General features: G+C 39.4%; 20 protein-coding genes. 12 read left to right on the plus strand and 8 right to left on the minus strand.

The features are described 5' to 3' along the window. Positions 1-4 precede the first annotated feature (4 nt). The 7 genes from eda (at position 5) to P20495_RS15930 (ending at position 8,666) form a co-directional block, all read left to right on the plus strand. On the plus strand, positions 5-634 hold the full coding sequence (eda, locus tag P20495_RS15950) for a bifunctional 4-hydroxy-2-oxoglutarate aldolase/2-dehydro-3-deoxy-phosphogluconate aldolase (RefSeq protein ID WP_008134458.1): 630 nt from the start codon (positions 5-7) through the stop codon (positions 632-634). Between the two features lie 64 nt (positions 635-698). Continuing rightward, positions 699-2,144 (plus strand): glucuronate isomerase, encoded by a 1,446-nt coding sequence (gene uxaC / locus P20495_RS15945; protein ID WP_193371848.1) that lies wholly within the window; start codon positions 699-701, stop codon positions 2,142-2,144. A gap of 57 nt (positions 2,145-2,201) precedes the next feature. Beyond that, positions 2,202-3,884, plus strand: a complete 1,683-nt coding sequence (locus P20495_RS20215; RefSeq protein ID WP_008134462.1) for a DUF4861 domain-containing protein — start codon at positions 2,202-2,204, stop codon at positions 3,882-3,884. Next, entirely contained in the window at positions 3,884-4,753 is an 870-nt protein-coding gene (locus P20495_RS22415) for a glycoside hydrolase family 105 protein (RefSeq protein ID WP_242401461.1), read from the plus strand. Before P20495_RS20215 ends, P20495_RS22415 begins: the two co-directional genes overlap by 1 nt. 29 nt (positions 4,754-4,782) lie before the next feature. Then, positions 4,783-5,976, plus strand: coding sequence for a glycoside hydrolase family 105 protein (locus P20495_RS15940; RefSeq protein ID WP_008134465.1), 1,194 nt, complete (start codon positions 4,783-4,785; stop codon positions 5,974-5,976). Between the two features lie 9 nt (positions 5,977-5,985). Further along, positions 5,986-7,671 (plus strand): glycoside hydrolase 43 family protein, encoded by a 1,686-nt coding sequence (locus P20495_RS15935; RefSeq protein WP_008134466.1) that lies wholly within the window; start codon positions 5,986-5,988, stop codon positions 7,669-7,671. A 92-nt stretch (positions 7,672-7,763) separates the two neighbouring features. Beyond that, positions 7,764-8,666, plus strand: a complete 903-nt coding sequence (locus P20495_RS15930) for an alpha/beta hydrolase (protein ID WP_008134469.1) — start codon at positions 7,764-7,766, stop codon at positions 8,664-8,666. A 127-nt stretch (positions 8,667-8,793) separates the two neighbouring features. Here the strand turns inward: P20495_RS15930 and P20495_RS15925 are convergent, their stop codons facing one another. From P20495_RS15925 to kduD, 6 genes are all read right to left on the minus strand, one after another. Then, complete coding sequence (locus P20495_RS15925) at positions 8,794-9,810, minus strand: LacI family DNA-binding transcriptional regulator (protein WP_008134471.1); 1,017 nt, start codon at positions 9,808-9,810, stop codon at positions 8,794-8,796. Positions 9,811-10,073: 263 nt separating this feature from the next. Beyond that, entirely contained in the window at positions 10,074-11,375 is a 1,302-nt protein-coding gene (locus P20495_RS15920; protein ID WP_007377231.1) for a TRAP transporter large permease, read from the minus strand. Next, the gene (locus tag P20495_RS15915; protein WP_008134473.1) at positions 11,375-11,866 is read right to left on the minus strand and encodes a TRAP transporter small permease; all 492 of its coding nucleotides are present in this window, start codon (positions 11,864-11,866) and stop codon (positions 11,375-11,377) included. Before P20495_RS15915 ends, P20495_RS15920 begins: the two co-directional genes overlap by 1 nt. 6 nt (positions 11,867-11,872) lie before the next feature. Continuing rightward, entirely contained in the window at positions 11,873-12,850 is a 978-nt protein-coding gene (locus P20495_RS15910) for a TRAP transporter substrate-binding protein (protein WP_033015175.1), read from the minus strand. A 50-nt stretch (positions 12,851-12,900) separates the two neighbouring features. Continuing rightward, positions 12,901-13,743: a 5-dehydro-4-deoxy-D-glucuronate isomerase gene (gene kduI / locus P20495_RS15905; protein ID WP_007377228.1), complete on the minus strand. Its 843-nt coding sequence runs from the start codon at positions 13,741-13,743 to the stop codon at positions 12,901-12,903. A gap of 21 nt (positions 13,744-13,764) precedes the next feature. Then, complete coding sequence (gene kduD, locus P20495_RS15900; protein ID WP_008134475.1) at positions 13,765-14,529, minus strand: 2-dehydro-3-deoxy-D-gluconate 5-dehydrogenase KduD; 765 nt, start codon at positions 14,527-14,529, stop codon at positions 13,765-13,767. A 131-nt stretch (positions 14,530-14,660) separates the two neighbouring features. Here kduD and P20495_RS15895 point away from each other — a divergent pair, with 131 nt between their 5' ends. Genes P20495_RS15895 through P20495_RS15875 form a run of 5 tightly spaced genes read left to right on the plus strand, consistent with a single transcriptional unit; the run spans position 14,661 to position 21,072 of the window. Next, positions 14,661-16,163, plus strand: coding sequence for a tagaturonate reductase (locus P20495_RS15895; protein ID WP_008134476.1), 1,503 nt, complete (start codon positions 14,661-14,663; stop codon positions 16,161-16,163). Between the two features lies 1 nt (position 16,164). Beyond that, complete coding sequence (locus P20495_RS15890; protein ID WP_008134477.1) at positions 16,165-17,652, plus strand: UxaA family hydrolase; 1,488 nt, start codon at positions 16,165-16,167, stop codon at positions 17,650-17,652. After that, positions 17,653-18,603: a sugar kinase gene (locus tag P20495_RS15885; RefSeq protein WP_008134478.1), complete on the plus strand. Its 951-nt coding sequence runs from the start codon at positions 17,653-17,655 to the stop codon at positions 18,601-18,603. Further along, on the plus strand, positions 18,603-19,652 hold the full coding sequence (locus tag P20495_RS15880; RefSeq protein WP_008134479.1) for a pectinesterase family protein: 1,050 nt from the start codon (positions 18,603-18,605) through the stop codon (positions 19,650-19,652). The genes P20495_RS15885 and P20495_RS15880 overlap by 1 nt, the downstream gene beginning before the upstream one ends. Positions 19,653-19,668: 16 nt before the next feature. After that, entirely contained in the window at positions 19,669-21,072 is a 1,404-nt protein-coding gene (locus tag P20495_RS15875) for a polysaccharide lyase family 1 protein (RefSeq protein WP_242401458.1), read from the plus strand. A 104-nt stretch (positions 21,073-21,176) separates the two neighbouring features. Here P20495_RS15875 and P20495_RS15870 read toward each other — a convergent pair whose 3' ends face one another. Further along, positions 21,177-21,794 carry a LysE family translocator gene (locus tag P20495_RS15870; protein WP_007377221.1) on the minus strand — a complete coding sequence of 206 codons (618 nt, stop codon included), beginning with the start codon at positions 21,792-21,794 and terminating at the stop codon, positions 21,177-21,179. 71 nt (positions 21,795-21,865) lie between these two features. Beyond that, positions 21,866-24,328 carry a prolyl oligopeptidase family serine peptidase gene (locus P20495_RS15865; protein ID WP_008134481.1) on the minus strand — a complete coding sequence of 821 codons (2,463 nt, stop codon included), beginning with the start codon at positions 24,326-24,328 and terminating at the stop codon, positions 21,866-21,868. Positions 24,329-24,346 lie beyond the last annotated feature (18 nt).

Consider the following 24,346-nt stretch of genomic DNA (forward strand, 5'->3'; position numbering starts at 1 on the left):
ATGAATGAGCAATAAACCGTTTTCCGCATTAATGGCATCACAACCTATTTTACCAATCATTCAAGCTAATGATGAACAACAAGGTATTGATATAGCAAACGCAATGTACGAATCAGGGATTCATCTTGTTGAAGTTGTATTAAGAACAGAGCAATCGATTAATGCCTTAAAAGCTATAAAACACGCAATACCAAACCTTATTGTTGGTGCAGGAACGGTGACGAGTACACATATTTTGGACAAGGCACTTAACGCAGGTGCTGATTATATTGTTACTCCTGCCGTCTCTTCTAAATTACTGGATGCGCTTTCTAGCTGTGAAGTTCCATGCTTACCTGGTGTATCAAATACTTCTGACATATTACTTGCAACAGAGTTTGGTTTTAATGAACAAAAATTATTCCCCGCTTCTCTTGCTGGAGGCCAGCCTTTTTTAAAAGCAGTATCGAGCGTATTTAAAGATGTTCGCTTTTGTCCAACAGGTGGAATAAATCAAGATAATTATCAAGAATATTTAGCTCTGAGTAATGTTTTTGCCGTAGGTGGTACATGGGTAGCCAATCCTCAATGGGTGATAAATAAACAGTGGCAACTTATTACACAGGCATGTTTACAGGTACTCGAAGCTAAATAATTTAAGTTTATAAAATTTGCCACCGGTGGCTAAATAGGTAAAAGAAATGAATGCAGGAATTTCCATGACGAAGAATATTGAACAATTAAAATTACACCCGGACCGTCTTTTCTCAAGTGATCCAAGCGTTATTAAGATTGCACGCCAACTGTATGAAAAAATAAAGGATTTACCAATTATTAGCCCACATGGGCATACGGATCCAAGTTGGTTTAACGAAAATAAGAACTTTGGCAACGCAACTGAACTCTTTATTAAACCTGATCACTATGTATTTAGAATGCTGTACAGCCAAGGTATTGACCTTACCACGCTAGGGATCCCCGAGCATGGCCTTGAAGGTGATATGGAACGCTCGAGAAATGCGGATCCAAAAAAAGCGTGGCAAATTTTTGCTGACAATTATCACCTATTTGCTGGCACACCAAGTGGTTACTGGTTAGATGCGGTATTTAGTGATGTATTTAACTTTACAGAAAAACTTTGCTCTGTAAATGCACAAGACTACTATGAAAAAATAACGGCGGCCTTAGCAACAAAAGCATTTAAGCCACAAGCACTGATGGACAGATTCAACATTGAACTAATTGCAACAACTGAAGGTGCTTTGGATACACTCGCGCACCATAAAGCGATTGCTGGTACATCGATGGAAAAACGTGTTATTACCTCGTTTAGACCAGATGATGTTGTTGATGCAAGCCGAGAAGACTTTATTGAAAATATAAAAAAACTAGGTGAACTAACCAGCCAAAATACTGCTACATGGCAAGGTTATCTAAGTGCAATTCAAACTCGCCGTGATTACTTTAAACAAGAAGGCAGAGCAACAGCAACTGATCATGGTCACCCTAGTGCACTAACTGCTGATTTAAGTTTAAATGAATGTGAAGCCCTTTTTGAAAAATGCCGTACAGGTCAAGCAACAGAACAAGAACAAGAGCTTTTTCGCGCCCAAATGCTAACTGAACTGGCTGGAATGAGTATAAAAGATGGCCTAGTGATGCAAATTCATCCGGGGGCACACCGAAATCATAACTTACCAATATTCAATCAATTTGGCCGAGATAAAGGCGCAGATATACCAAGTCAGACCGAGTATGTTAATGCACTTAAACCGCTGTTAAGTAAATACGGAAATAACCCAAATCTAAAGATTATTCTATTTACCCTTGATGAAACAACTTACAGTCGTGAACTTGCGCCCCTCGCAGGCCACTACCCTAGTTTAAAACTAGGCCCAGCATGGTGGTTCCATGATAGCCCCGCAGGTATGTTAAGATTTCGTCAGCAAGCAACTGAAACTGCTGGATTTTATAACACGGTGGGCTTTAATGATGATACGCGAGCATTTTTATCAATTCCTGCACGTCATGATGTAGCACGCAGAGTAGATTGCCGATATTTAGCCGAGCTGGTAGCAAATCATCAAATTAATGAAGAAACAGCTCACACGTTAGCTTATCAATTAACCTATGGGTTAGTTAAAAAAGCATATAAATTAGATTAGCTTATTTAATTAACAGCCAAGTACTTTTTGCTTGGCTGTTATTATTGGGAGAAGATTATGACAATAAACGCCCCTTTAAAACAGTTTGCACTCACATCCGGTGCTATTATTTTTGCAAGTTTGTTTCTATCGGCTTGCCAGCAAAAAGAAAGCATTGCAGCATTACCAACACTTAAAAAAGCGCCCCCTTTAGCACAAATAGAAATCAGTAACCCCTCTGATTTTGCACGTCCTGATGAGCCTATCTACGTGAGCTACTACGACTTAGGCCTCACATCAAAAGAAGCACTCAGCGTTTTCAGTGCTGATGTGGAACTTCCAAGTCAAGCAGTTGATATTGACTACGATGGCACTGTTGACGGACTTTACTTTGTTGTTGATTTAAATAACAGCACACCTGTCAGTATTACTATTGAAAATACACCTGTTAGTGTTAAACCTGTCGATAAAGTAAAACGAGTACAGGCAGATCTTGCCCATAAAGTTGCTGGGCAATGGCACCCGCATAGTCGCCCCCCTAAACACCAAATAAATACAGGTAAAAAAGAATACGTTGGAGGTCATTTTGAAAATGTTAAATCACTTACACCGCCAGATTACTATACGGACCATTCAAATTGGATACGCTATGAAGGACCCGGTATTGAATCAGACAAAGTAGGCTATCGCTTTTATTTAGATTGGCGAAATGGCTTTGATGTTTTCGGTAAATTAACACCAGAACCCGTGTTACACCAAATTGGCTTAGATGGATATGAATCTTATCATCACAAAGCACGTTGGGGGATGGATATCCTTAAAGTAGGAAGCTCTCTCGGTGCAGGCGGCTTTGGTGTAATGAATACAAAAAACCAGCTTGAGCACGTCGCCAATGTAAAAACACGGACAGCACGCATTGTCGAAAATGGCGATTTACGCGCGAGTGTACAGCTAGATTATAACGACTGGAAAAGCTCATATAATCAACAAAATCTTGTTGCTGATATTAGTATGCATGCAGGTTCACGCCTAGCAAATGTAGCACTAAAGCTAAGTAAAGATTTACCTAATATGGCTACAGGCATTGTTAAACATGAAAATACTGTGTTCATACAAGGTGATTTAAGCAACTTAAGTAACTATGGCTATAGCTATATTGCTAGTTGGGGTAAACAAAGCTTAGATAAATCACCACTTGGTATGGCTATTTTTTTCAAAAAAGGCGATCTAAAAAAAGTAACCGAAGATAAAAACAACTATCTCGCGATACTTGAGCCTAAAGGGGATAAATCTCAGCAACGTGTTAATTACTATTTTGCTTCAGTGTGGCAACCAGAAAGCGGCATAAATAGTAAAGATGCTTTTATTGATTATTTAAACAAGGAAGCCGAAAAATTAACACAAAAACCACGTTTGCGAATTAAAACGCGTTTATCAGCAGCTCAATTCAAAGCACCACTTGATGCAAAAAGTGCTTTAAAGTGGACACAGGCATTAGCTGACACCGAGCTTTCTCATAAAGTACTTGGTTATCACTATATGGGCTGGGATGTAAACCGTAAACGCTTACCAAAATTTGAATACGATATCATTGGTATTCAGCCTTACGCATATAATCAGTTAGCTCTATTGACCGGAAAAAAACAGTACAGCGAAGTCATTGAAAAAGTAACCGCGAGCTTCATTTCTGATCAAGGTAAAATTTATGCGTATAAAAAAGTAACTTCAATATTGATAACATCCCCCCCGGCCAAAACTTAATTAGCTTATATGAGCGTACAGGTGAGGCTAAATACCGTGTAGCTATTGAAACACTTAGAGAACAATTGCACGATCAACCACGCACCTCTGCTGGTGCTTTTTGGCATAAAAAGAAATACCAAGGTCAAGTATGGTTAGATGGTGTTTACATGGGTATGCCATTTTTAGCTCATTATGCAAAAAAATTCGAGCTTGGTCATAAACAGCAAGAAACGCTTAATGAAGTAGTCAACGAATTTAAACTTACTCGCGAATTTTTACGCGACTCAAATACAGGGCTTTACTACCATGCATGGGATGAGCTAAAAGCACAAAGTTGGGCTGATAAAAACACAGGATTGTCGCAAGAATTTTGGGCTCGCGGCATGGGCTGGTTAGCCATGGCTGTTGTTGATGTACTGGATTATATTCCGACAGAAAATATCGAGCAGCGTGATTTTTTAGTCACAATGATTGGTGAGATTGCCGTTAGCCTTAAAAGTGTTCAAGATCAAAACACCGGAACATGGTGGCAAATACTTAACAAACCTGCGCAGCGCGGTAATTACCGCGAGTCGTCAGCCACAGCAATGTTTATTTACTTTTATGCCAAAGCAATCAATAAAGGCTACTTAGCTAAAGAATATACTGCTTTAGTAAAATCAGCTTATAAAGGTTTACTCAGTGAATTTACCCTTGTTCATAAAGATGGAACTGTTTCTATGCTAAATCAATGCTACGTAGCAGGGTTAGGTTTTGGTCGTGATGGAAGCTATGACTATTACATGAGCGAACCTATTAGCCGTAACGATCCCAAAGGTGTTGCACCATACATTTTGGCTGGTATCGAAATGGTTAAGCTACTAGGTATAGATAACTCAGTAAAGTAAGTCATTCTTCAAAATAAGGTTGCGTTACTATGCATTTACCATTTAGTTCAGCTGTATTTTCAGTGCTTATCTGTATTTTTTGTTGTGTTTTTACTTTGAAAGCCGAGCCATTACCAAATGAAAATTTATGGTCTATCAGAATGGCTGAATCAGAGATGCAGCGAAACCCACAGGCGTATACCCTCGATTGGCGCAAAGCGCCACGTTGGGATTACACACACGGCCTTGAGCTACTCGCATTCTCTCGGCTTTATCAAAATACAAAAGACAAACGCTACTTTGATTATATACGTGAGTATGTTGATAGCTTAATTAATGAAGATGGCACCATTAAAAGCTATCAACAGAGTAAATATAATATTGATATGCTCAACGCCGGTAAATTATTGTTTTTTATGTATGATGAGACTAAAAACAATAAATATCGCTTAGCAATCGATACTCTTTACAAGCAGCTAGAACATCATCCTCGTACTAAAGAAGGTGGGTTTTGGCATAAAAAGCGTTATACCTCCCAAATGTGGCTCGATGGGCTTTATATGGGTGCGCCCTTTTATGCACAATATATACGCCGCTATGGCAGCGAAACGCAATTCGACGATGTAATCAAACAGTTTGAATTAATAGAAAAATACCTTTATCGCAGTGATACTAAACTACCTGTACATGGGTGGGATGAATCTAAACAACAGGCATGGGCAAACCCTAAAACAGGACAATCGCCTAATCATTGGTCTCGTTCTATTGGTTGGTATGCCATGGCAATGGTCGACGTACTTGACCAACTCCCGAACAATTACAATAAAAAAACGTGGCTAAACACACGCTTTAAGGCGCTAATTGATGCCGCTCTTATTTACCAAGATAGTTCTGGCACCTGGTTTCAAGTAACTGATAAAGCAAGTATTAGAGGCAATTACCTAGAATCATCAGGCAGCGCTATGTTAACTTATGCTATGGCTCAAGGTGTTATGAACGGCTACCTTCCTGCGGACTACTTGTTACATGCACAGCGAAGCTACAACGGTTTAATTAAACAATTTATTTTAGTCGATGCAACGAACCAACGTATTTCTTTTACTCAGACATGTGCCGTAGCAGGCCTTGGTGGTACACCCTATCGCGATGGTAGCTTTGGGTATTATATAAGTGAGGATATTCGAGCCAATGATCCTAAAGGCGTAGGGCCATTTATTTTAGCTAGCCTTGCTTTGATGCGTTAAGGCCTAATAATGCGACCAATAAATATAATAATACTGTTAAAATTTTTTGTATATTACCTCGTTACTTTTTCATTTTCAGCCAAATCAATTACCCCACCAGACGCGGCCTATGTAACAGATAATACTGGTATTAAGCGCGTTAGTTTAAATACCGACGATTATACAAATCCTATATTACACGCCGATTATTCCGATCCTGATGTTGTTGCTGTCAGTGGCCACTACTACATGACCGCGTCTAGCTTTAATTCAGCCCCAGGATTGCCAATACTTCATTCAACCGATTTAGTTAATTGGTCTTTAATTAATTACGCACTAACAGAACAGATCCCCGTAACGCATTACCAAAAAGTGCAACATGGTAATGGTGTTTGGGCACCAAATATACGTTATCACAATAACTTGTTTTGGATATTTTACCCAGATCCTGATTTTGGTATTTATGTTACCACGACAGCCAATCCAGCAAAAAAATGGAGCAAACCGCGCTTAATTTTATCAGGAAAAGGACTCATCGATCCAACACCTCTGTGGGATGATAACGGTAAAAGTTACTTATTACATGCTTGGGCAAAGAGTCGTTCAGGCTTTAATAATGTTTTAAGTTTGAGGGAAATGACAAGCGATGCATCATCGGTAAGCAGCCTATTTACTCATATCATTGATGGCAAAAATTTCCCTGGATATAGGACGATTGAGGGACCCAAATTTTATAAGCGTAATGGCTATTATTATATATTTGCCCCAGCAGGTGGCGTTGATTTAGGTTGGCAATCGGTGTTTCGTAGTAAAAATATCGCCGGTCCTTACCAAGCTAAAATAGTTATGAATCAAGGTAATTCTATTATTAATGGCCCGCATCAGGGTGCTTGGATACATACTGACTTTGATGAAGATTGGTTTATCCACTTTCAGTCAAAAAAAGCGTATGGCCGTATCGTACATTTACAACCAATGCAGTGGAAAAATGATTGGCCTATCATCGGCAAAGACGAAGACGGTGATGAAATAGGTGAGCCTGTTTTACGCTATAAAAAACCAGTGCATAGCGATACAGTGACGATTAAATCACTTAAAGCGAGTGATGATTTTACCGCTGAACAACTGGCTCTACAATGGCAATGGAACGCAAATTCTGATGTACGTTGGTATTCGCTAACTAAAAAGCTTGGTGTTTTGCGCTTATATCAGCAGAAAAAGATAGCCGAAAGCAATGACAGCTTGTGGTTAACACCTTCTCTATTACTACAAAAATTACCCACAAATACCTTTACTCTAACCACTAAACTTACGTTACCTAAATTGCCATTAAAAGGCCAAGCAGGACTTGTTTTATTTGGTGAGAACTATGCATGGATCGGTATTACTTATGATAAAGAAACGCAAACTAATCAACTGGTTTACGCACAATGTATAAATGCACGTAAAGGCTGTAATGAATACTTAAAAGAACCTCAACCTTTCTCTGGTAATAATGTTGAGTTACGTATGACAATGCAACCCACTGGCGATGCTATTTTTAGTTATCGCACTAATAGCACAGATCCTTTTCGAATTATTGGTGAACATTTTAGTGCTACAAAGGGACGCTGGGTAGGAGCAAAAGTGGGTTTATTTCATGTTGCATCTAAGCCAAACGCAACGCAATTTATAGATGTTGATTATTTTCGTTTCACACCAACAGAGCAAAATTAAAAATGCGTAATAGCAACAGATTAATTCATTGTATTATACTCATTCTAAGTACCTTTTTTGTAGTATCATCCGCATATGGAAAAGAGTACACGTTGCAAAATAGGTATAAAAAATTAATAAAGGATTACCCACAAATACAGTTACCCTCACAAACAATACCCCGCGAAATCTTGTCCTATCAGGATGTTGTTTATAAAAAAGTTACCGACCATGTATTAGCAATGTCTATTTATCGCCCCAAAAATTCAACCGCTTCCTTACCACTTGTTGTCATGATTCATGGTGGGGGCTGGCAATCAGGAACACCTGAACTATTAAAAACATTAGCATTTTCTATTGCAGCACAAGGGTTTGTGGTTGCAGTGCCTGCATATAGATTATCAACAGAGGCGCAATATCCTGCTGCAATTAATGATTTAGCCACTGCGCTGAATTGGCTTACAACTCATAAAGCACAATATAATATAGATACATCAAAACTAGCGCTAATTGGCAGCTCTGCAGGAGGGCAAATGGCGGCCTTACTGGCCTACAGTCAAGGGCAATTAAAAGAAACTAATAACCCACTTATAAAAGCTAACGTATTAATAAATATTGATGGATTGAGCGATTTTACAACACCTATAGCCCTACGCTATGAAAATGACCCAAGTAAAAAAATAACATCTGCGAGTGCTTGGCTCGGTTCGCGATATGAAGATAACCCCCAGCGTTGGCATAATGCGTCACCAATTAACTATATTAACGCAAGCTCACCCGCGACCTTATTTATCAATAGTAGTGCTAAGCGTTTTTATGCAGGCAGAGAAAAAGCCATCCAAAAGTTAAACTTTCTGGGTATAACCACTGAAGTTTATCAATTTAAGGATGCTCCTCATTGTTTTTGGCTATTCCAACCGTGGCAAACAGACACAATAAAAGCAATGACGTTATTTTTAAAAAACAGCTATAACGGGTATTTTATACCAACCGGCTTATATATGGGGTCTATTTAACGATAAGAAAATTGCACTATAACTAGGCAAAAAATTTTATATCTAATTGTTCTAAATAAAAAATTTTTAACAACGTTATAGAGTGATTTAATTCATTAAATTGTTCAAGTATTTATGCCGTTTGGTATTATTCGCTACATTGCCCTGTCGACTCTCGCTTAACTAAAGTGGGCGTAACCGTTTTTTGAAGTGGTAACTTTTCTTTTGTTGCACGTGACTTATTTATTAACTTTTGTACTGCTAAACATGCCATATTATAAACAGGTCGACGAATCGTCGTTAACGAAGGAATAATGCGCGACGCTAAAATATTATCATCAAATCCTGCAACTGAAAGCTCATCGGGTACTTTGATATTTAAGTTACTTGCAACTCGTAATGCCGCTGCGGCCATTTCATCATTATTAGCTACAATAGCTGTTGGTCTATTAGGCGTGTCTAACAGTGTTTGTGCGCACATTAAGCCACTTTCGTAATTATTTTTCCCTTCCACAATACGACTGTCTGGTAGTTGCACATTGTAAACCTGTAACTCAGCCAAAAAACCAGCTAAACGCTCAGTAGATGAACGAAAATGTTGCGGCCCAGAAATAAAACCAATATCGGTATGACCAAGTTCAACTAAATGGCTTGCCATATCACGCATGGCTGCACGCTCATCCGAGACAACTATATTGTCTGCATCATCTAAATCAACAGAGGCAAGGCGTACATAAGGACATTCTGCTTCACGAAGAGCCGCCGCAAGTGCTTTATTTTCAGATACTGGTGGTAGGATAATCACGCCATCTAATTTTGAGCGTGAAATAAAACGTAAGCAATCATCAATAAAGTCCTCATGCTTTGACGACCCAGGGTGAACAACTAGCTCATAACCCAGTTCGGCGCACACACTTAAAGCACCGCGTTGTACTTGGTCAATATAAAGCGCATCAGGGTTATCATAAATTAGCCCTAATAAATAAGAACGACTAGATGCGAGTCCACGAGCCTGCTTATCTGGTGAAAAGCCTGTTTCTTTAATTATTTCCAGTACCCGCTCACGCGTTGCCTCACCTACTGCTGGTGAGCAGTTAATTACGCGAGAAACAGTACGTTTTGAAACACCTGAAAGCCGTGCTACATCATTGATCGTTACTGACATTATAAGTTCCTGAACAAGGGTAATCTTCAATTTTACCAGCTACTTGATGTCTGTAAAGAAACCATTGCAGTGATTAGTCTTTCAAGGCAAAAATGAACACAAAAATAAATTATTTTGTAAGACAATAGTTATAACAGCGGTTGGCTTTTACGCAAAATAAATTCGACCAACCGCTTTTTGTATAGCCTATTGTAGTAGATTCAGTGCTGTTAGCGTGAAAATTACGGCTTAAGACAAGTTTATTATCCCAAGTTCAGATTATGTTACTCAATAAGACCAAATAAGCGAGGTAAAAACTCACTCACAGCAGGTACGTAGGTAACCAGCATTAAAACTAAAAACATAACGATATATAATGGGATCATTGGCTTAATAATTTTATGAAGAGACGTTTTAGCCACTGCACAACTTACAAAAAGTACACTTCCTACTGGTGGCGACACCAACCCTATGGATAAATTTAATACAATCATAATACCAAATTGTATAGGCGACATACCAAACTGTTCAGCCACAGGCAAAAATATTGGCGTAAAAATAAGCACCGCAGGAGTCATATCGATAAATGCTCCCACTAGAATTAAAATCAAGTTTATGAGTAATAATATAATAATTGGGTTATCACTGAGTGTTAAAAAGAAATCACTGACAATTTGCGGAATATGGGTAAACGATAGCAGCCAAGACATTGCAGAAGAAGCACCAATGATGAGCATTACAATCGCGGTTGTTTCACATGCTTTTAGTAATATTCCAGGTAACGCGGCTAAACTAATTTCCTTATAAACAATAACAGATAATATTAACGCATAAATTACCGCGATTGCCCCCGCTTCAGTTGCAGTAAATACCCCTCCAATAATACCGCCTATTACAATAAAAATAAGCAGCAAACTAGGAAAGGCAGCCAACACTTTTTCAATAACAATTTTCAACGGTAGGCGTGCTGTTACAGGGTATTTATTTTTAATAGAATACACCGCACAAACAGTCATTAATGCAAGTCCAACTAATATACCTGGAAGGTAGCCTGCTATAAATAATGCCGCAATTGAAACACCACCACTGGCGATTGCATAAATAATTAAAATATTACTGGGTGGAATTAGCATGCCCGTCGTGGATGCCGTCGCGGTGACAGCAGCCGCAAAGTTTTCACTGTAACCATGTTTTTTCATCTCTGGTACCATAAAACTACCAATCGCTGAGGTTGCAGCTACAGCAGAACCTGATATTGCACCAAATAGCATACACGACAAAACATTTACCAACGCTAAGCCACCAGGTAAAAACCCTATTAATGCCATCGCACATTCGATTAACCGCTTGGCGATCCCTCCTTGGCCCATGATAAGCCCAGAGAGAATAAAAAATGGAATAGCAAGTAAAGCAAAACTATCTAATCCACCAGCTAACTGTTGGGCGATAGTCGTCGCCGCCGGCGTAAAATCCATATGCATTAATAAGGCGAGTAAAGTAGCTAAACCAATGCATATTGAAATAGGGACATTAATAAGTAGTAATGCAAAGAAAGTAACGACGAGAATTATTGCTGTAAAATCCATTACACCTCCTCCTTCTGTCTAGTAGCGGCTAATTGAAGTAAATTATCTAAGCAATTAATCGCAATAAGTACCCCGCTTAATGGCAACACTAAATAAACAAATCCCATATTAATGCCTAAAGCTGCTGATGTTTGCTTCAAATCAAAGCTTAATAGCATCAATAAAGCGCCCCCATAAATTAATAGACTGCTGGCTGTTATTAGCGCTATTAATTCTATAAAAATAGCGCATTTGTGCTTTAGTCTCGGTCTCATTTTTTCATAAAACAGATCAAGCCCTAAATGTGCACGTGTTCTATAAGCGTAGGCTGCACCTAATACGCCAATCCAAATAAGCAAAAAGCGCGCTAATTCTTCGGTATATGAACTTGGCGAACGCATTATAAATCTCGAAAAAACCTGCCAGCAAACCACTGCAACAATGGCAACCATAGCCATAATCAAAATACGCTCAATTAGGTGATTTAAAAGTGTGTTAAATTTACGCATCATCTCTCACTACATTGCTTTAATTTTTGTTATTACTTTTGCAACAGGAGTGTTGTCAAAAGACGCATGAAACTCAACGACTTGATCGCGAAATGCTTTTTTATCTGGATAGGTTACTTCAACACCCGCTTCAATTACTTTTGCAAGGGCGTCATCAGAAGCAGTTTGCCATAACGAACGCTGGTACTTTACTGAATCAGCCATTGCTTGGCTTAGCCATTGCTGCTGCTGAGTATTTAACGAATCCCACACACTTTGGCTGGCTATAATCACATCAGGTACAAATGTGTGCTCATCCAATGAATAATATTTTGCTATTTCATAATGGCGAGATAAGTAATAACTAGGTGGGTTATTCTCTGCACCATCAACAACACCTTGTTGCAAAGCTGCATAGAGTTCACCCCATGCAATAGGCGCAGCTGCACCACCAAGGGCTTGGACAGTGGCAACCGCAGTTGGACTATTCAGTACTCTTATTTTTTCACCCACTAAGTCATCAGGTGTGTTGATTGGTTTATTCGTTGTATAAAAACTACGGCTACCCGCATCGTAATAACCCAGCCCTTTAAGTTTTGCAGTTGCAACCTTATCGAGTAAATTTTGGCCTGTTTCGCTATTGAGTACTCGCCAAAAATGTTCACTATCTCTGAATAAGTAAGGGATACCAAATACTTTCATTTCAGGTACAAACCCTTCAAGAGGACTGGCTGATACTTTGGTTATAGCAAGGCTGCCTATTTGTAATAGTTCAATTAACTCTCGTTCAGAACCAAGTTGGCCACCTGGGTAAATTACTATCTCCATACTCCCCTTTGAATAGTAATCTAGCCGCGTTGCCATATATTCCATCGCCTTGTGAACCACATGACGAGTATCAAGTGTATGCGCTAATGTTAAACGTATGGTTTTTTTATCATCGCTACAACTGGTGAGTAGCCCGATCGATAAAACCAAAAAAACGACATTGAGAAGATTCTTATGCATTATTATATTTCTTCTTATCAGTGTGTGAATAAGCGATTGTACGAACTACATTACCTCAGTTCATGCGGCTGATATTTATCCATATCATCATAATCTAGATTTTCGCCAGCCATCCCCCAGATAAAACTGTAGTTTTGAGTACCCGACCCAGAATGAATAGACCACGCAGGTGAAACAACGGCCTGTTCATTATGTATCCATAAATGGCGCGTTTCTGTGGGTTCTCCCATAAAATGGCACACAGCTTGTTGCTCTGGTATTTCAAAATAAAAATACACTTCATTACGTCGATCATGTTGATGAGCAGGCATTGTATTCCATACACTACCAGGCTTTAGCTCAGTCAAACCCATTTGTAATTGGCATGTCTTTACAACTGTATTAATCAGCATTTGGTTTATATCACGCTCGTTAGACGTTTCTAAAGCGCCTAAATGCAAGACGTTTGCATCATTACGGGTAACTCGTTTATTTGGGTATTTATGGTGTGCTGGCGCCGAATTTAAATAAAACTTAGCTGGATTTGTGTTATCACAGCTTTTAAACGTCACATTTTTTGATTCTTTACCTATATACAAAGCATCTTTGTAGTTAAGTTCAAACGTCTCATTGTCTGCGGTTACCGTACCTCGGCCGCCTACATTGATAATGCCCAATTCACGTCCATTCAAAAAATGAGCTGCTTTAAGGTTATCTACTGTCTCTAGCGTTAAAGCTCCTGCAGTTGGAACCGCACTACCTACCATAAAACGTTCGTAATGCGTGTACAGCCAATAAATTTTGTCTACTTGCATAAGCTTATCAACCAAAAACTCATCTCTGAGCTGCTGTGTATCGTAGCCTTTCACTTCATTTGGACCAACGGCGTAACGTGACTCAATTTCTGTACTCATAGTTTGCTACCTAAAATAAAGTTATCGTGCTAACCAGCCGCCATCAACAGCTAAAATATGTCCATTAACATAATCGCTAGCAGCTGATGATAAAAAGATGGCGGTTCCAATTAAATCCTCAGCTTCACCCCAACGCCCTGCTGGTATACGTTTTTCGATCTCACTGTTTCGAGTAGGATCATCTTGTAAAGCTTGTGTGTTATCGGTTTTAAAGTAACCGGGAGCAATTGCATTTGTTTGAATATTATATTGCGCCCATTCATTCGCTAATGCTTTAGTAACGCCTGCAATAGCATGTTTACTTGCTGTGTAAGCAGGTACTGTCATGCCACCACTATATGAAAGCATTGACGCAATATTGATAATTTTCCCTTGCCCTTTTTTAATCATTGCAGGTGCAAGTGCCTGAGCAAGTAAAAAACTAGCATCAACATTTACTTTCATTACGTTTTGCCACTGCTCGTACGGATAATCTACGGCTGGACTTCGAAAAATAGTGCCACCTACATTAATTAAAATATCAACAGTCCCAGCATACTCTAATGCACGCTCCGCAAGCGAAATAACAGCATCTTCGCGGCTTAAATCAGCAGATAATTCAATCACTTGCCCTGATTCATTTTTAATCATCTGGCACGTGTTTTTGCAACCATTCTCTTGGCTACTGCTACATATAATATTTGCACCTGCTTGAGCTAAACCCAAGGCTATTTGCTGCCCTAATCCACGGCTGGCCCCAGTTACTAAGGCCGTCTTTCCCTTTAAATCGAATAAATGCATGCTCATTGCCAATTCCTATCGTTAATCTCTATATTTATATAATGTAAATAAAATAATTTGAGTTGTTAAAAGCCATTCTTCGCTACCGGTGGCAGTTTGTCAAATTTAATTTGCCACCGGTGGCATTTATAAGTAGTATGAAATCAACAACAGGCCAATCGATACTCAAAATGGGTTATATTATGCAAACATTGAATAGAAAAAACTTTAATAAAAACAAATACCCAACAAAAATAATGCAATTTGGTGAAGGTAACTTTTTACGCGCTTTTGTCGATTGGCAAATAGATAAATTAAACCAAACGAGTGATCTAAGTGCAGGCATTGCAATTATTCGCCCAATTGATTACGACACATTACCGCTGCTAAATACACAAGATGGTTTGTACACCACTATTATTCGTGGCTTAAATGAGCAAGGTGAAACCGTAAGTGAAGAGCGTATTATTGGTTGCGTTAATGAAGAGATCCCTATTTATAAAAACCTTGAGCGTTTTTTAGAGCTTGCTACAAATTCTGATTTGAAAATCATTTTTTCAAATACAACTGAAGCAGGCATAGAGTACATTGATTCAGACAAGCTAGAGGATAAACCTGCAAAAGCATTCCCAGCAAAGCTAACACAATGGTTATTTCATCGATTTAATCACTTTACTGGCTCAGCAGAAAGTGGCATGGTCATTATTCCGTGCGAACTTATTGATTACAATGGCGAAAAGCTCAAAGAAATCGTTTTAAAGTACGCAAAAAATTGGCAATTACCAGAAGAGTTTACCCAATGGTTAAATGTACATAACCATTTTTGCTCAAGCCTAGTTGACCGTATTGTGACAGGCTTTCCACGAGGCGAACATCAACAACTGCAAGAGTCACTCGGTTATTTAGACAACTTTATGGTCACTGCCGAGTATTTTCACTTATTTGTTATTCAAGGACCAAAACATCTCGCTGAATTATTGTGTTTGAAAGACAGTGACGTAAATATAAAAATTGTCGACGATATTTCACCTTACAAACAACGTAAAGTGGCTATTTTAAATGGAGCACATACAGCGTTAGTGCCGCTGGCATATATGGCAAATATTGACTCGGTTGGTGATGCCCTTAGTACTCAATTATTTGAACGGTATTTAACTCAACTCATTGCTGATGAGATTATTCCGACCCTTGATTTACCCGCAGATGAGCTAAAGAAGTTTGCCAGCGATGTACTTAACCGCTTTAGAAACCCCTATATTTGCCATCTACTATTGTCTATTTCACTAAACAGTATGACTAAATTTAAGACACGCCTGCTACCTCAGCTATTTAAATATGTGGAATTAAACCAAAAGGTTCCTGAGTTAATTGCGATGGCAATGGCTGGACAAATTTTATTTTACCGTGGTGTACGTAATGATGAGTCTATAGCTCTCAGTGATAGCGAACAATGGTTAGCGTTTTTTAAAGACAACTGGCTGGAGTATGGCCGTGGTAGCTTAAGTATTGATCAATTGGTTGAAAAGTTCCTAGCCTGTGATTGGCACTGGGAAACAAATTTAAATGATATTTCAGGCCTTAAACAAAGCATCGTAGGTTATCTACAGAGTATGTTGAACACCAGTGTAGCAGCCACCATTGAAAGTAAATTAGGTCAATAAAATGAAACCATTAATCAAATTACACCCAACCGATGATGTAGCAATTGCCATGCGCAATATTGGAGCAGGCGAAACATTACCGGTTGATGGCATCGACATTTTAGTAACTCAAGATGTAGACAAAGGCCATAAAGTAGCTTTGCGTGACATAGAAAAAGACGAGAAAGTTATAAAATATGGAGCTCCAATTGGCTTTGCTTTAGCTAATATACCAAAAGGTACGTGGGTTCATACACACTGTGTTAAAACCACCCTAAACGATGAACTTGAATATCAATACACCCCTGAGTTTATTGACCAAGCAGCAGCAACTCCATCACCCGATGTTAATATTTATCGTCGTAAAAATGGCGAAATTGGTATACGCAACGAGATTTGGCTTATCCCTACTGTTGGCTGTGTAAACGGTATGATTGCACAAATGAAAAAAGAGTTTATGCAACGAAACCCTGATCTTGGCATTGACGGAATTCATGTTTTTCCTCATCAATTTGGCTGCTCACAGCTCGGTGATGATTTAGAAACAACCCGTATTCTTTTACAAAACATGGTATTGCACCCTAACGCAGGCGGTGCGTTGGTTGTTGGCTTGGGGTGTGAAAACAACCAATTAAATGTGTTTAAAGAAGGGCTTGGGGATTTTGATGAAAACCGCGTTAAATTTTTAATCACACAACAAGCTGATGACGAAATTGAAGATGGTGTCGCTCTTCTCGAAGAAATTTATAGTCGAATAAAGCACGACAAACGCGAACCTGGAAAATTAAGTGAAGTTAAATTTGGTTTAGAGTGTGGTGGCAGTGATGGCCTATCGGGCATAACAGCTAACCCTATGCTAGGTGTGTTTTCAGATTATTTAATAGCCCAAGGCGGTACAACCGTGTTAACCGAAGTACCAGAAATGTTTGGTGCCGAAACGCTATTAATGTCGCGTTGTAAAGACGAAGCAACCTTTCATAAGTTAGTTGAAATGGTTAACAACTTTAAAGGTTATTACAAAGCACATAATCAACCCATCTACGAAAATCCGTCACCTGGAAACAAAAAAGGCGGAATAACCACATTGGAAGATAAATCACTAGGGTGTACACAAAAAGCTGGCAGCAGCAAAGTACAAGCCGTCTTACACTACGGTGAACGTTTGAGCGTACCCGGTTTAAACTTACTAGATGCACCTGGCAATGACCCAATTGCAACAAGTGCTTTAGGTGCTTCTGGTTGCCACATTGTACTATTTACCACTGGTCGTGGCACCCCTTATGGCGGCTTTGTTCCTACGCTTAAAATTGCCACTAATTCAGAGCTAGCTAAGAAAAAAACACGCTGGATAGATTTTGATGCTGGTGTGCTCATCAACGATGTAAGTATGGAGCAAGTGCATGGTGAGTTTGTTGACTTGCTTGTTGAGATAGTCAACGGAAAAGAAACCTGTAATGAAAAAAATGATATTCGTGAAGTCGCTATCTGGAAAAAAGGAGTCACGCTTTAAATGTCTATCAAAAAAATAGCAATTATTGGCGAGTGTATGGTTGAGCTATCGGGTCAATTATTTTCTTCTATGCAACAAAACTATGGCGGTGACACAATGAATACCGCTATTTATTTGAAAAAGCTCGCAGGTCAAAGTGTTGATGTAAATTATGTTACTTGCATGGGTGCCGACACTTTGAGCACCGAGATAATAAAGCAGTGGCAAAAACATCAATTAAATACTGATTTTGTACTTATCGCACCTGATAAACAGGTTGGTTTGTATATGATCCAAAACGATGTTCAAGGAGAGCGCTCTTTTCAATATTGGCGAAGCGACTCAGCAGCAAAATATTTGGTAACACATCCTGATTTTAACCATATTGTCGCGCTTCTTAGTCATTTTGATGCTATTTATCTATCGGGGATATCACTCGCTATTTTATCAGTTAAAGATTGCAATACCCTGCTTGAAATTCTGACAAAGCTTGCTCATCAAGGTGTCGATATTATTTATGACAGTAATCACCGCCCGGCTCTTTGGGCAAGTGATGAACACTGTAAAAAAACCAACAAAGTCATGTATGCGCTTGCTAATTTATCATTGCTCACTTTTGATGATGAAGTACAAATTTGGGCCGATAATAATATTACCGCTTGCCATTCTCGTTTACACAAAGCCGGCGCTCAGCATGTGCTCATAAAAACAGGTGCTGATGGTTGTCAGTACAGTAATAAAAACACCTCAGAGCCCCGCTATTTTAAAACCAACAAAGTCGATAATGTTACTGATACAACAGCGGCTGGGGATTCATTTAACGCGGGGTTTCTAGCATACTGGCTACACGGTAATTCAATAGAGGACTGTGCCAAAGCTGGTAACTTATTAGCCGGACAGGTTATTCAACACCGAGGGGCGATTGTAGGTATTGATACTGATTCAATAAAAACGTCAATAATAGGTCGTTAATGATGAAGTTTACTTTTTTCGTTATTTGTCTATTGGTTAGTTGCAACATCCACTCAAAAACACCAGCCATTGGAAGTGAGCCCAGTACTATTTTGTATGTTGATAAGCATAACCCTAAATATTTCAGCTCTATTCAACAAGCTATTGATGCGAGTACTCACTTTAAACGCGTTATTATTTTAATCAGCGCTGGCGAATATAACGAAAAGCTATTTATAACTCGCAATAACTTAAGTTTAGTTGGTCAGTCGCAAAGTAATACGCGAATTACTTTTCCTGAGCTTAGAAATAACTGGCGAAAAAATCACGACAGTGATTGGGGGGCGGCGGTTGTAAATATTAACGGTAGCGATATAAATATCGTCAACTTACAAATCACTAATCACTACGGCCGAGAACACAACACTAACGAGCACCAGTTTGCGGTTCGTAGTTTTGAAAACGCCACCCGCATCACCTTGCATCAATGTAACATTAGTTCCGACGGGGCCGATACTCTGAGTTTGTGGAATAAAAAAGATGGATTATATTACCATTCATATTGCTCATTTACTGGCGCAACCGATATGGTGTGTCCTCGTGGTACCGCGTTAATTGAGCATTCTAAATTCTTCAACATAAAGCAAAGTGCCACTCTTTGGCATGATGGCGAACTCAATGTAAATCAAAAGCTCGTTGTAAATGACAGTGAATTTGATGGTGTAAAAGGTTTTTGGTTAGGTCGACATCATTATGATGCACAGTTTTATTTAATTAATAACCAGTTCTCTAGCCACATGGCTGACAAACCAATATTCAAAAAAACCTACCCTGATAAAAGCCGTAATAAGGCAAACAAATTTGGCGCTCGGTATTTTTTTGCGAATAATCAAAACATTAATAGTTATTCATGGGCGCGTAATAATTTTCAGCCCACTAACACTTATTTAGCCCAACAAACTGTCGAACAGTGGGTATTTGGTGATAAATGGCAACCAAATGCCGTACTTCATAATTTAGCACAACAAATAAATAAAACTGCTTTTGCTACTGATAGCTTTAGCTTATAAACATAACAATTTTAGGGTGCATACTTTGGATACAATCAATAAGAAAATTAAATATTTAAGTTTAAGTGTATTTGTTTTATTAGTGGGCGTATTCACCTCTCACGGGTATGCACTCGACTCAAATTTAGCCTTTAAAAATGCCGATGGATACGGGAAATACACGCAAGGGGGGCATGGCGGCAAAATCTATATTGTTAACTCACTGGAAGATAATCCTAAAAACCCAGCAAAGGGAACACTTAGACACGCCTTAAAGCGTAAATACAAGCGCACAGTGGTATTTAATATCTCCGGTGTTATTCATTTAAAAGAACCTATTATTGTAAAAAGTGGCTTTTTAACTATTGCAGGGCAAACCTCTCCTGGTGGCATTACCGTTGCGGGTGCGCCAGTTCAAGTTTCGGATGCTGATCATATCATTATTCGCTATATGCGTTTTCGCCTTGGTACATTTAAATTAGCTGAAGATTCGATGTCCGTGCGCAATAGCCGAGATATAATAATTGATCACTGCTCATTTAGTTGGTCAGTCGATGAAACTGCTAGCTTTTATAATAACCAACGATTCACGCTGCAAAATTCAATTGTAGCTGCGAGCCTTAATCATTCAATCCACCCTAAAGGACACCATGGCTATGGTGGAATTTGGGGGGGGAATAAAGCCAGTTTTATTAATAATGTCATCGCTCATCATAATAGCCGCACACCACGATTAAATGGTTCACGCTTAAAACCCCCTTACGATGAACAGCTTGAATTTGTTGAATTTTCCAACAATATCATTTTTAACTGGGGCAGCAATAATGTTTATGGTAGCGAGAATGGCCGCTTTAACTTAATAAACAACATTTACAAACCGGGACCCGCAAGTAAAGCAATACAACTTGTTGATTTATGGTACTCACCAAATATAACAAAGTCTCAAGCTTATATATCTGGTAACTATTTTGTGGGAGATGAGAAAATAACTGCCGATAACCGACTGGGTGTAAACTATCGCACTAGCAAAGATGCAAAACGTAAAAATATATCAATGGATAATAAACGACTCAGTCGAGTTAAGTTAGAGCCAATCAATGGTGCTGTAAATAGTGCGACAATAAATAGTACTCAAAAAACCTACAGCACACTTATAAAGGAAAAAAACGTAGGGGCTAATTTTAATGCCAATGGCATGTTTTTAGATAATATTGATACACAAGTGTTAAACCAAGTAGATGGTAGTACGCCTATTAATGGCAAAGGTTTAATAAACAGTGAACTAGAAATGATTAAAAGCTGGGAAGAATATGAACGACAATTTCTAGGATTCCCTGACATAATTGATAAAAATAAAGATGGTATAAATGATCGTTGGGCAGCTAAAAACCCAACTAACCAACATAATATAAACGCTTATATAAATTCGATTACGGAGTAATCATTCTTCACTTTTATTATATGAAGGCCGGCTGGTGAATAAAGTCATCCGGCCTTTGAATAGGTCAAACTTAGAGATGACAAATATGTTCCTTCGCTAAGCGATTACCCTAGCGCTAACCAGATACCTACAGCAGCCATTAAGCTGCCAGCAATACGGTTCATCCATTTTATATTATCGCCACGGCTTAAAAATAAACGCAGGCTTTTACCGCCTGTTGCGTAAGCTAACATGCATACAAATTCGCTCACCATTATTACACTTAACAATACTAAAAGCTGAGGAGCTACAGCATGCTCAACACTTATAAATGGCGGCAGTAGTGAAATCATAAACGCCCAGCCCTTAGGATTTGCAATTGCAGTTACAAAACCTTGGGTAAATAACGACTGCCTACTTACATCACTTGGCTTTGAGGTATCGACCGACATTTTTCCTTTGGCTCGCCACATGTTAACGCCAATATAAATTAAGTACGCGCCGCCTACCCACTTTAAAATAGCGAACGCATCTGGGTAATTTAGCATTACGCTTGCAACGCCTAATACCGCAGCTATAGCAACACTTGCGACACCTAATAGCTCGCCTATCATCATCCATAATGTCCGGCGCACGCCAATGCTCATACCCAAAGTCATAGCGAGCGTCATACACATACCAGGGGTGATAGACACAAAAAAGAACGTAGGAATAAAAACCGCAAGTGCTGCTACATCAATCATTAATTTACTCTCATATTAAAAGCAAAAACGCGGCTATAAGTAGCCGCGCTGTTACTTACTCATGTTTATTACTATTTCCCAGCACTTACCATTGGTTCAGTAATGACCTCTACTGGCTTTGCTGTATCATTTAACAAATACTTATCTAACCACTGTTCTTGTTCCCACAATACATGCAATAAGCTTTTACGCGCGCGGTAACCATGTGCTTCATAAGGGAGCATTACTAAGCGGGCATCTTTACCTAAACCTTTTAGGGCTGCGTACATGCGCTCACTTTGCATTGGGAAGGTTCCTGAATTAGGATCTTCTTGGCCGTGGATCATTAGCATTGGTTCGTTAATTTTTTCAGCATGGAAAAACGGCGACATATTAGCGTACACACTTTGTGCTTGCCAAAAATCACGCTCTTCTCCTTGAAAACCAAACGGCGTTAATGTGCGGTTATACGCGCCACTGCGGGCAATACCGGTTTTAAATAAATCGCTATGAGCCAATAAGTTAGCAACCATAAATGCACCATACGAGTGCCCTGCTATGGCAATTTTATCTTTATCGGCAATACCTTTTTTAACTAATACATCAACAGCTGCTTGCGCACTTGATACTAACTGCTTTCTAAAGTTATCGTTTGGCTCGCTGCCATCAATACCCACTATTGGCATTTTAGGGTCGTCAAACACGGCAATCCCTTTGGCAAGGTAAGGCATTGGGCCCCAATAACCAATGTAGGTAAATGCATAAGGCGATTCGCGTACTTGCGATGCAACCGCTTTATCTTTGTATTCAAGTGGGTAAGCCCACATAAGTACCGGTAACGGGCCTTGTGTTTTGTCATACCCTGGTGGCAAATAAAGCGTGCCAGAAAGCTCAACCCCGTCGTCACGTTTATAACGTAATTGCTCTTTAGTTACCCCTTTAAATGCAGGGTACGGGTGCTCAAATGTTGTTAGTTGCGTTAGCGTGTCGTTATCTAAATCGCGTATAAAAAAGTTAGGTTGCTCAGTTTTAGATTCACGAATAGTAATAAATCGCTCACCTTCGTCGTCAAGCAGTGCGCGTACGCGCTCGTAGTATGGTGCTTGTGATTGCCATAAACGCTTACTGCTATTTGTTTTAACATCGTACCTATCTAAAAACGGCACATTACCTTGCTCTGAAGCACCATTACCGCGCAGGTAAATATAACGCCCGCCTACAATCTTAATAACGTTAGCACCTAAATCGTTGTGCTCGTAAATTGCATTACCTGGATCTTTATACGCATCGTTATAACTACGCTCTGAAAATAAAACGCGGTTTCTGTCGGCATTTCGTGGTTGTACGATGTAAGTACGTACTTGGCGATCACTAAAGCGCCAATCTGTCAGCATTGCAATGTTCTCGTTGCTCCACTCCATTCCCGCGTAACGGCGCTCTACTTTGGCAAACAATTTAGGCTCGCGTTTAAATGGTGCACGTAAGCTGTAAAGATAATCGTGGTGCTCAACGTCGGTTTTCATGTCGCCGCCATCTTGCGCCTGCGCCCAAATAACTTCAGCGCCTTGATCGGCTCGCCATTCAAAATCACGGCGGCCAGTGCGAACACTGTCATAACCTTGCGGAATATTATCGGCAAGAGGTTGCTTTGCAAGTTCGGCTAAAACATAACCGCGCATGCCCCATATTTGCCAAGTGCTTGCAAAACGGCTGTACGGTACTTGATACGAAAATGGCTGGCTAATACCTGCAACCAATATATTTGTCGAATCAGGTGATATCGAAAACGCTTTAAATAAAGAAGGACGTCCAATTGCTTGGGCATTACCATCAAGTGTTATGTAAGCCAGCTGACCTAAGCCATAAAATTTAAACTGCGCTTCATCAAATGGGCTTGTTAATAGATTTTGATAAGTGCGGGCGGGCGCTTTTTCACCAGTGCTTTGTTGAATAACAGGCACTACATTTTGACTGTCGTTTTGCAAAGCAGGTTTACCAACATTTACCGCCAAGTTTGCCACTATGGCGCTACTGTCAGGTAACCATTCGTAGGGAGTTGCTGTTATTACTGAATTGAGTGCTGCACTTGAAAGCTCTTTTGCTTGTTTTGTTTCAACATTGTAAAGCCATAAATTTGCTTGGCTAGGTTGCTCAACTATAAACGCTAAATACTTGCTGTTAGACGACCACTGAGGAGAGCGAATAATACCGCGTGGTAAATTATTAATACTAATCACTGTACCAGTGCGAACATGTTTAAGTTCAACAGCGCTAAACTTAGCGCTCACACGAGAACGCGAAAAATTAGCTGGGTTCAATTTAATCCCTGCAAGCTTAAGCTCTTCTTTTGCAAGCTCATCAAGTGTTACCACTCGTTTGCGTTCAAATAATGCAAGCCACTGACCATCGCTCGACGAGTAACTAGTGGGGGCTAATTTAGCATCAACCAAAGCTGCAAGCTCTGGTGAGGGCATTTGATACCCTTGTTCTGCATAACTTGCTGGCAATAATGCAACACAACAAATAAAGGCAACTAACAGCCTAAAAGCGTTCATGTTTTTATCCTTTTGTTA

The sequence above is a fragment of the Pseudoalteromonas sp. BSi20495 genome, from assembly GCF_000241185.1.
Taxonomy (GTDB): Bacteria; Pseudomonadota; Gammaproteobacteria; order Enterobacterales; family Alteromonadaceae; genus Pseudoalteromonas; species Pseudoalteromonas fuliginea.

Bases quoted from the DNA above. Each gene is read 5' to 3' on its own strand.
- eda (WP_008134458.1), top strand. From the start codon at position 5: ATGAGCAATAAACCGTTTTCCGCATTAATGGCATCACAACCTATTTTA.
- uxaC (WP_193371848.1), top strand. From the start codon at position 699: ATGACGAAGAATATTGAACAATTAAAATTACACCCGGACCGTCTTTTC.
- P20495_RS20215 (WP_008134462.1), top strand. From the start codon at position 2,202: ATGACAATAAACGCCCCTTTAAAACAGTTTGCACTCACATCCGGTGCT.
- P20495_RS15940 (WP_008134465.1), top strand. From the start codon at position 4,783: ATGCATTTACCATTTAGTTCAGCTGTATTTTCAGTGCTTATCTGTATT.
- P20495_RS15935 (WP_008134466.1), top strand. From the start codon at position 5,986: ATGCGACCAATAAATATAATAATACTGTTAAAATTTTTTGTATATTAC.
- P20495_RS15925 (WP_008134471.1), bottom strand. From the start codon at position 9,810: ATGTCAGTAACGATCAATGATGTAGCACGGCTTTCAGGTGTTTCAAAA.
- P20495_RS15920 (WP_007377231.1), bottom strand. From the start codon at position 11,375: ATGGATTTTACAGCAATAATTCTCGTCGTTACTTTCTTTGCATTACTA.
- P20495_RS15915 (WP_008134473.1), bottom strand. From the start codon at position 11,866: ATGATGCGTAAATTTAACACACTTTTAAATCACCTAATTGAGCGTATT.
- P20495_RS15910 (WP_033015175.1), bottom strand. From the start codon at position 12,850: ATGCATAAGAATCTTCTCAATGTCGTTTTTTTGGTTTTATCGATCGGG.
- kduI (WP_007377228.1), bottom strand. From the start codon at position 13,743: ATGAGTACAGAAATTGAGTCACGTTACGCCGTTGGTCCAAATGAAGTG.
- kduD (WP_008134475.1), bottom strand. From the start codon at position 14,529: ATGAGCATGCATTTATTCGATTTAAAGGGAAAGACGGCCTTAGTAACT.
- P20495_RS15895 (WP_008134476.1), top strand. From the start codon at position 14,661: ATGAAATCAACAACAGGCCAATCGATACTCAAAATGGGTTATATTATG.
- P20495_RS15890 (WP_008134477.1), top strand. From the start codon at position 16,165: ATGAAACCATTAATCAAATTACACCCAACCGATGATGTAGCAATTGCC.
- P20495_RS15885 (WP_008134478.1), top strand. From the start codon at position 17,653: ATGTCTATCAAAAAAATAGCAATTATTGGCGAGTGTATGGTTGAGCTA.
- P20495_RS15880 (WP_008134479.1), top strand. From the start codon at position 18,603: ATGATGAAGTTTACTTTTTTCGTTATTTGTCTATTGGTTAGTTGCAAC.
- P20495_RS15870 (WP_007377221.1), bottom strand. From the start codon at position 21,794: ATGATTGATGTAGCAGCACTTGCGGTTTTTATTCCTACGTTCTTTTTT.
- P20495_RS15865 (WP_008134481.1), bottom strand. From the start codon at position 24,328: ATGAACGCTTTTAGGCTGTTAGTTGCCTTTATTTGTTGTGTTGCATTA.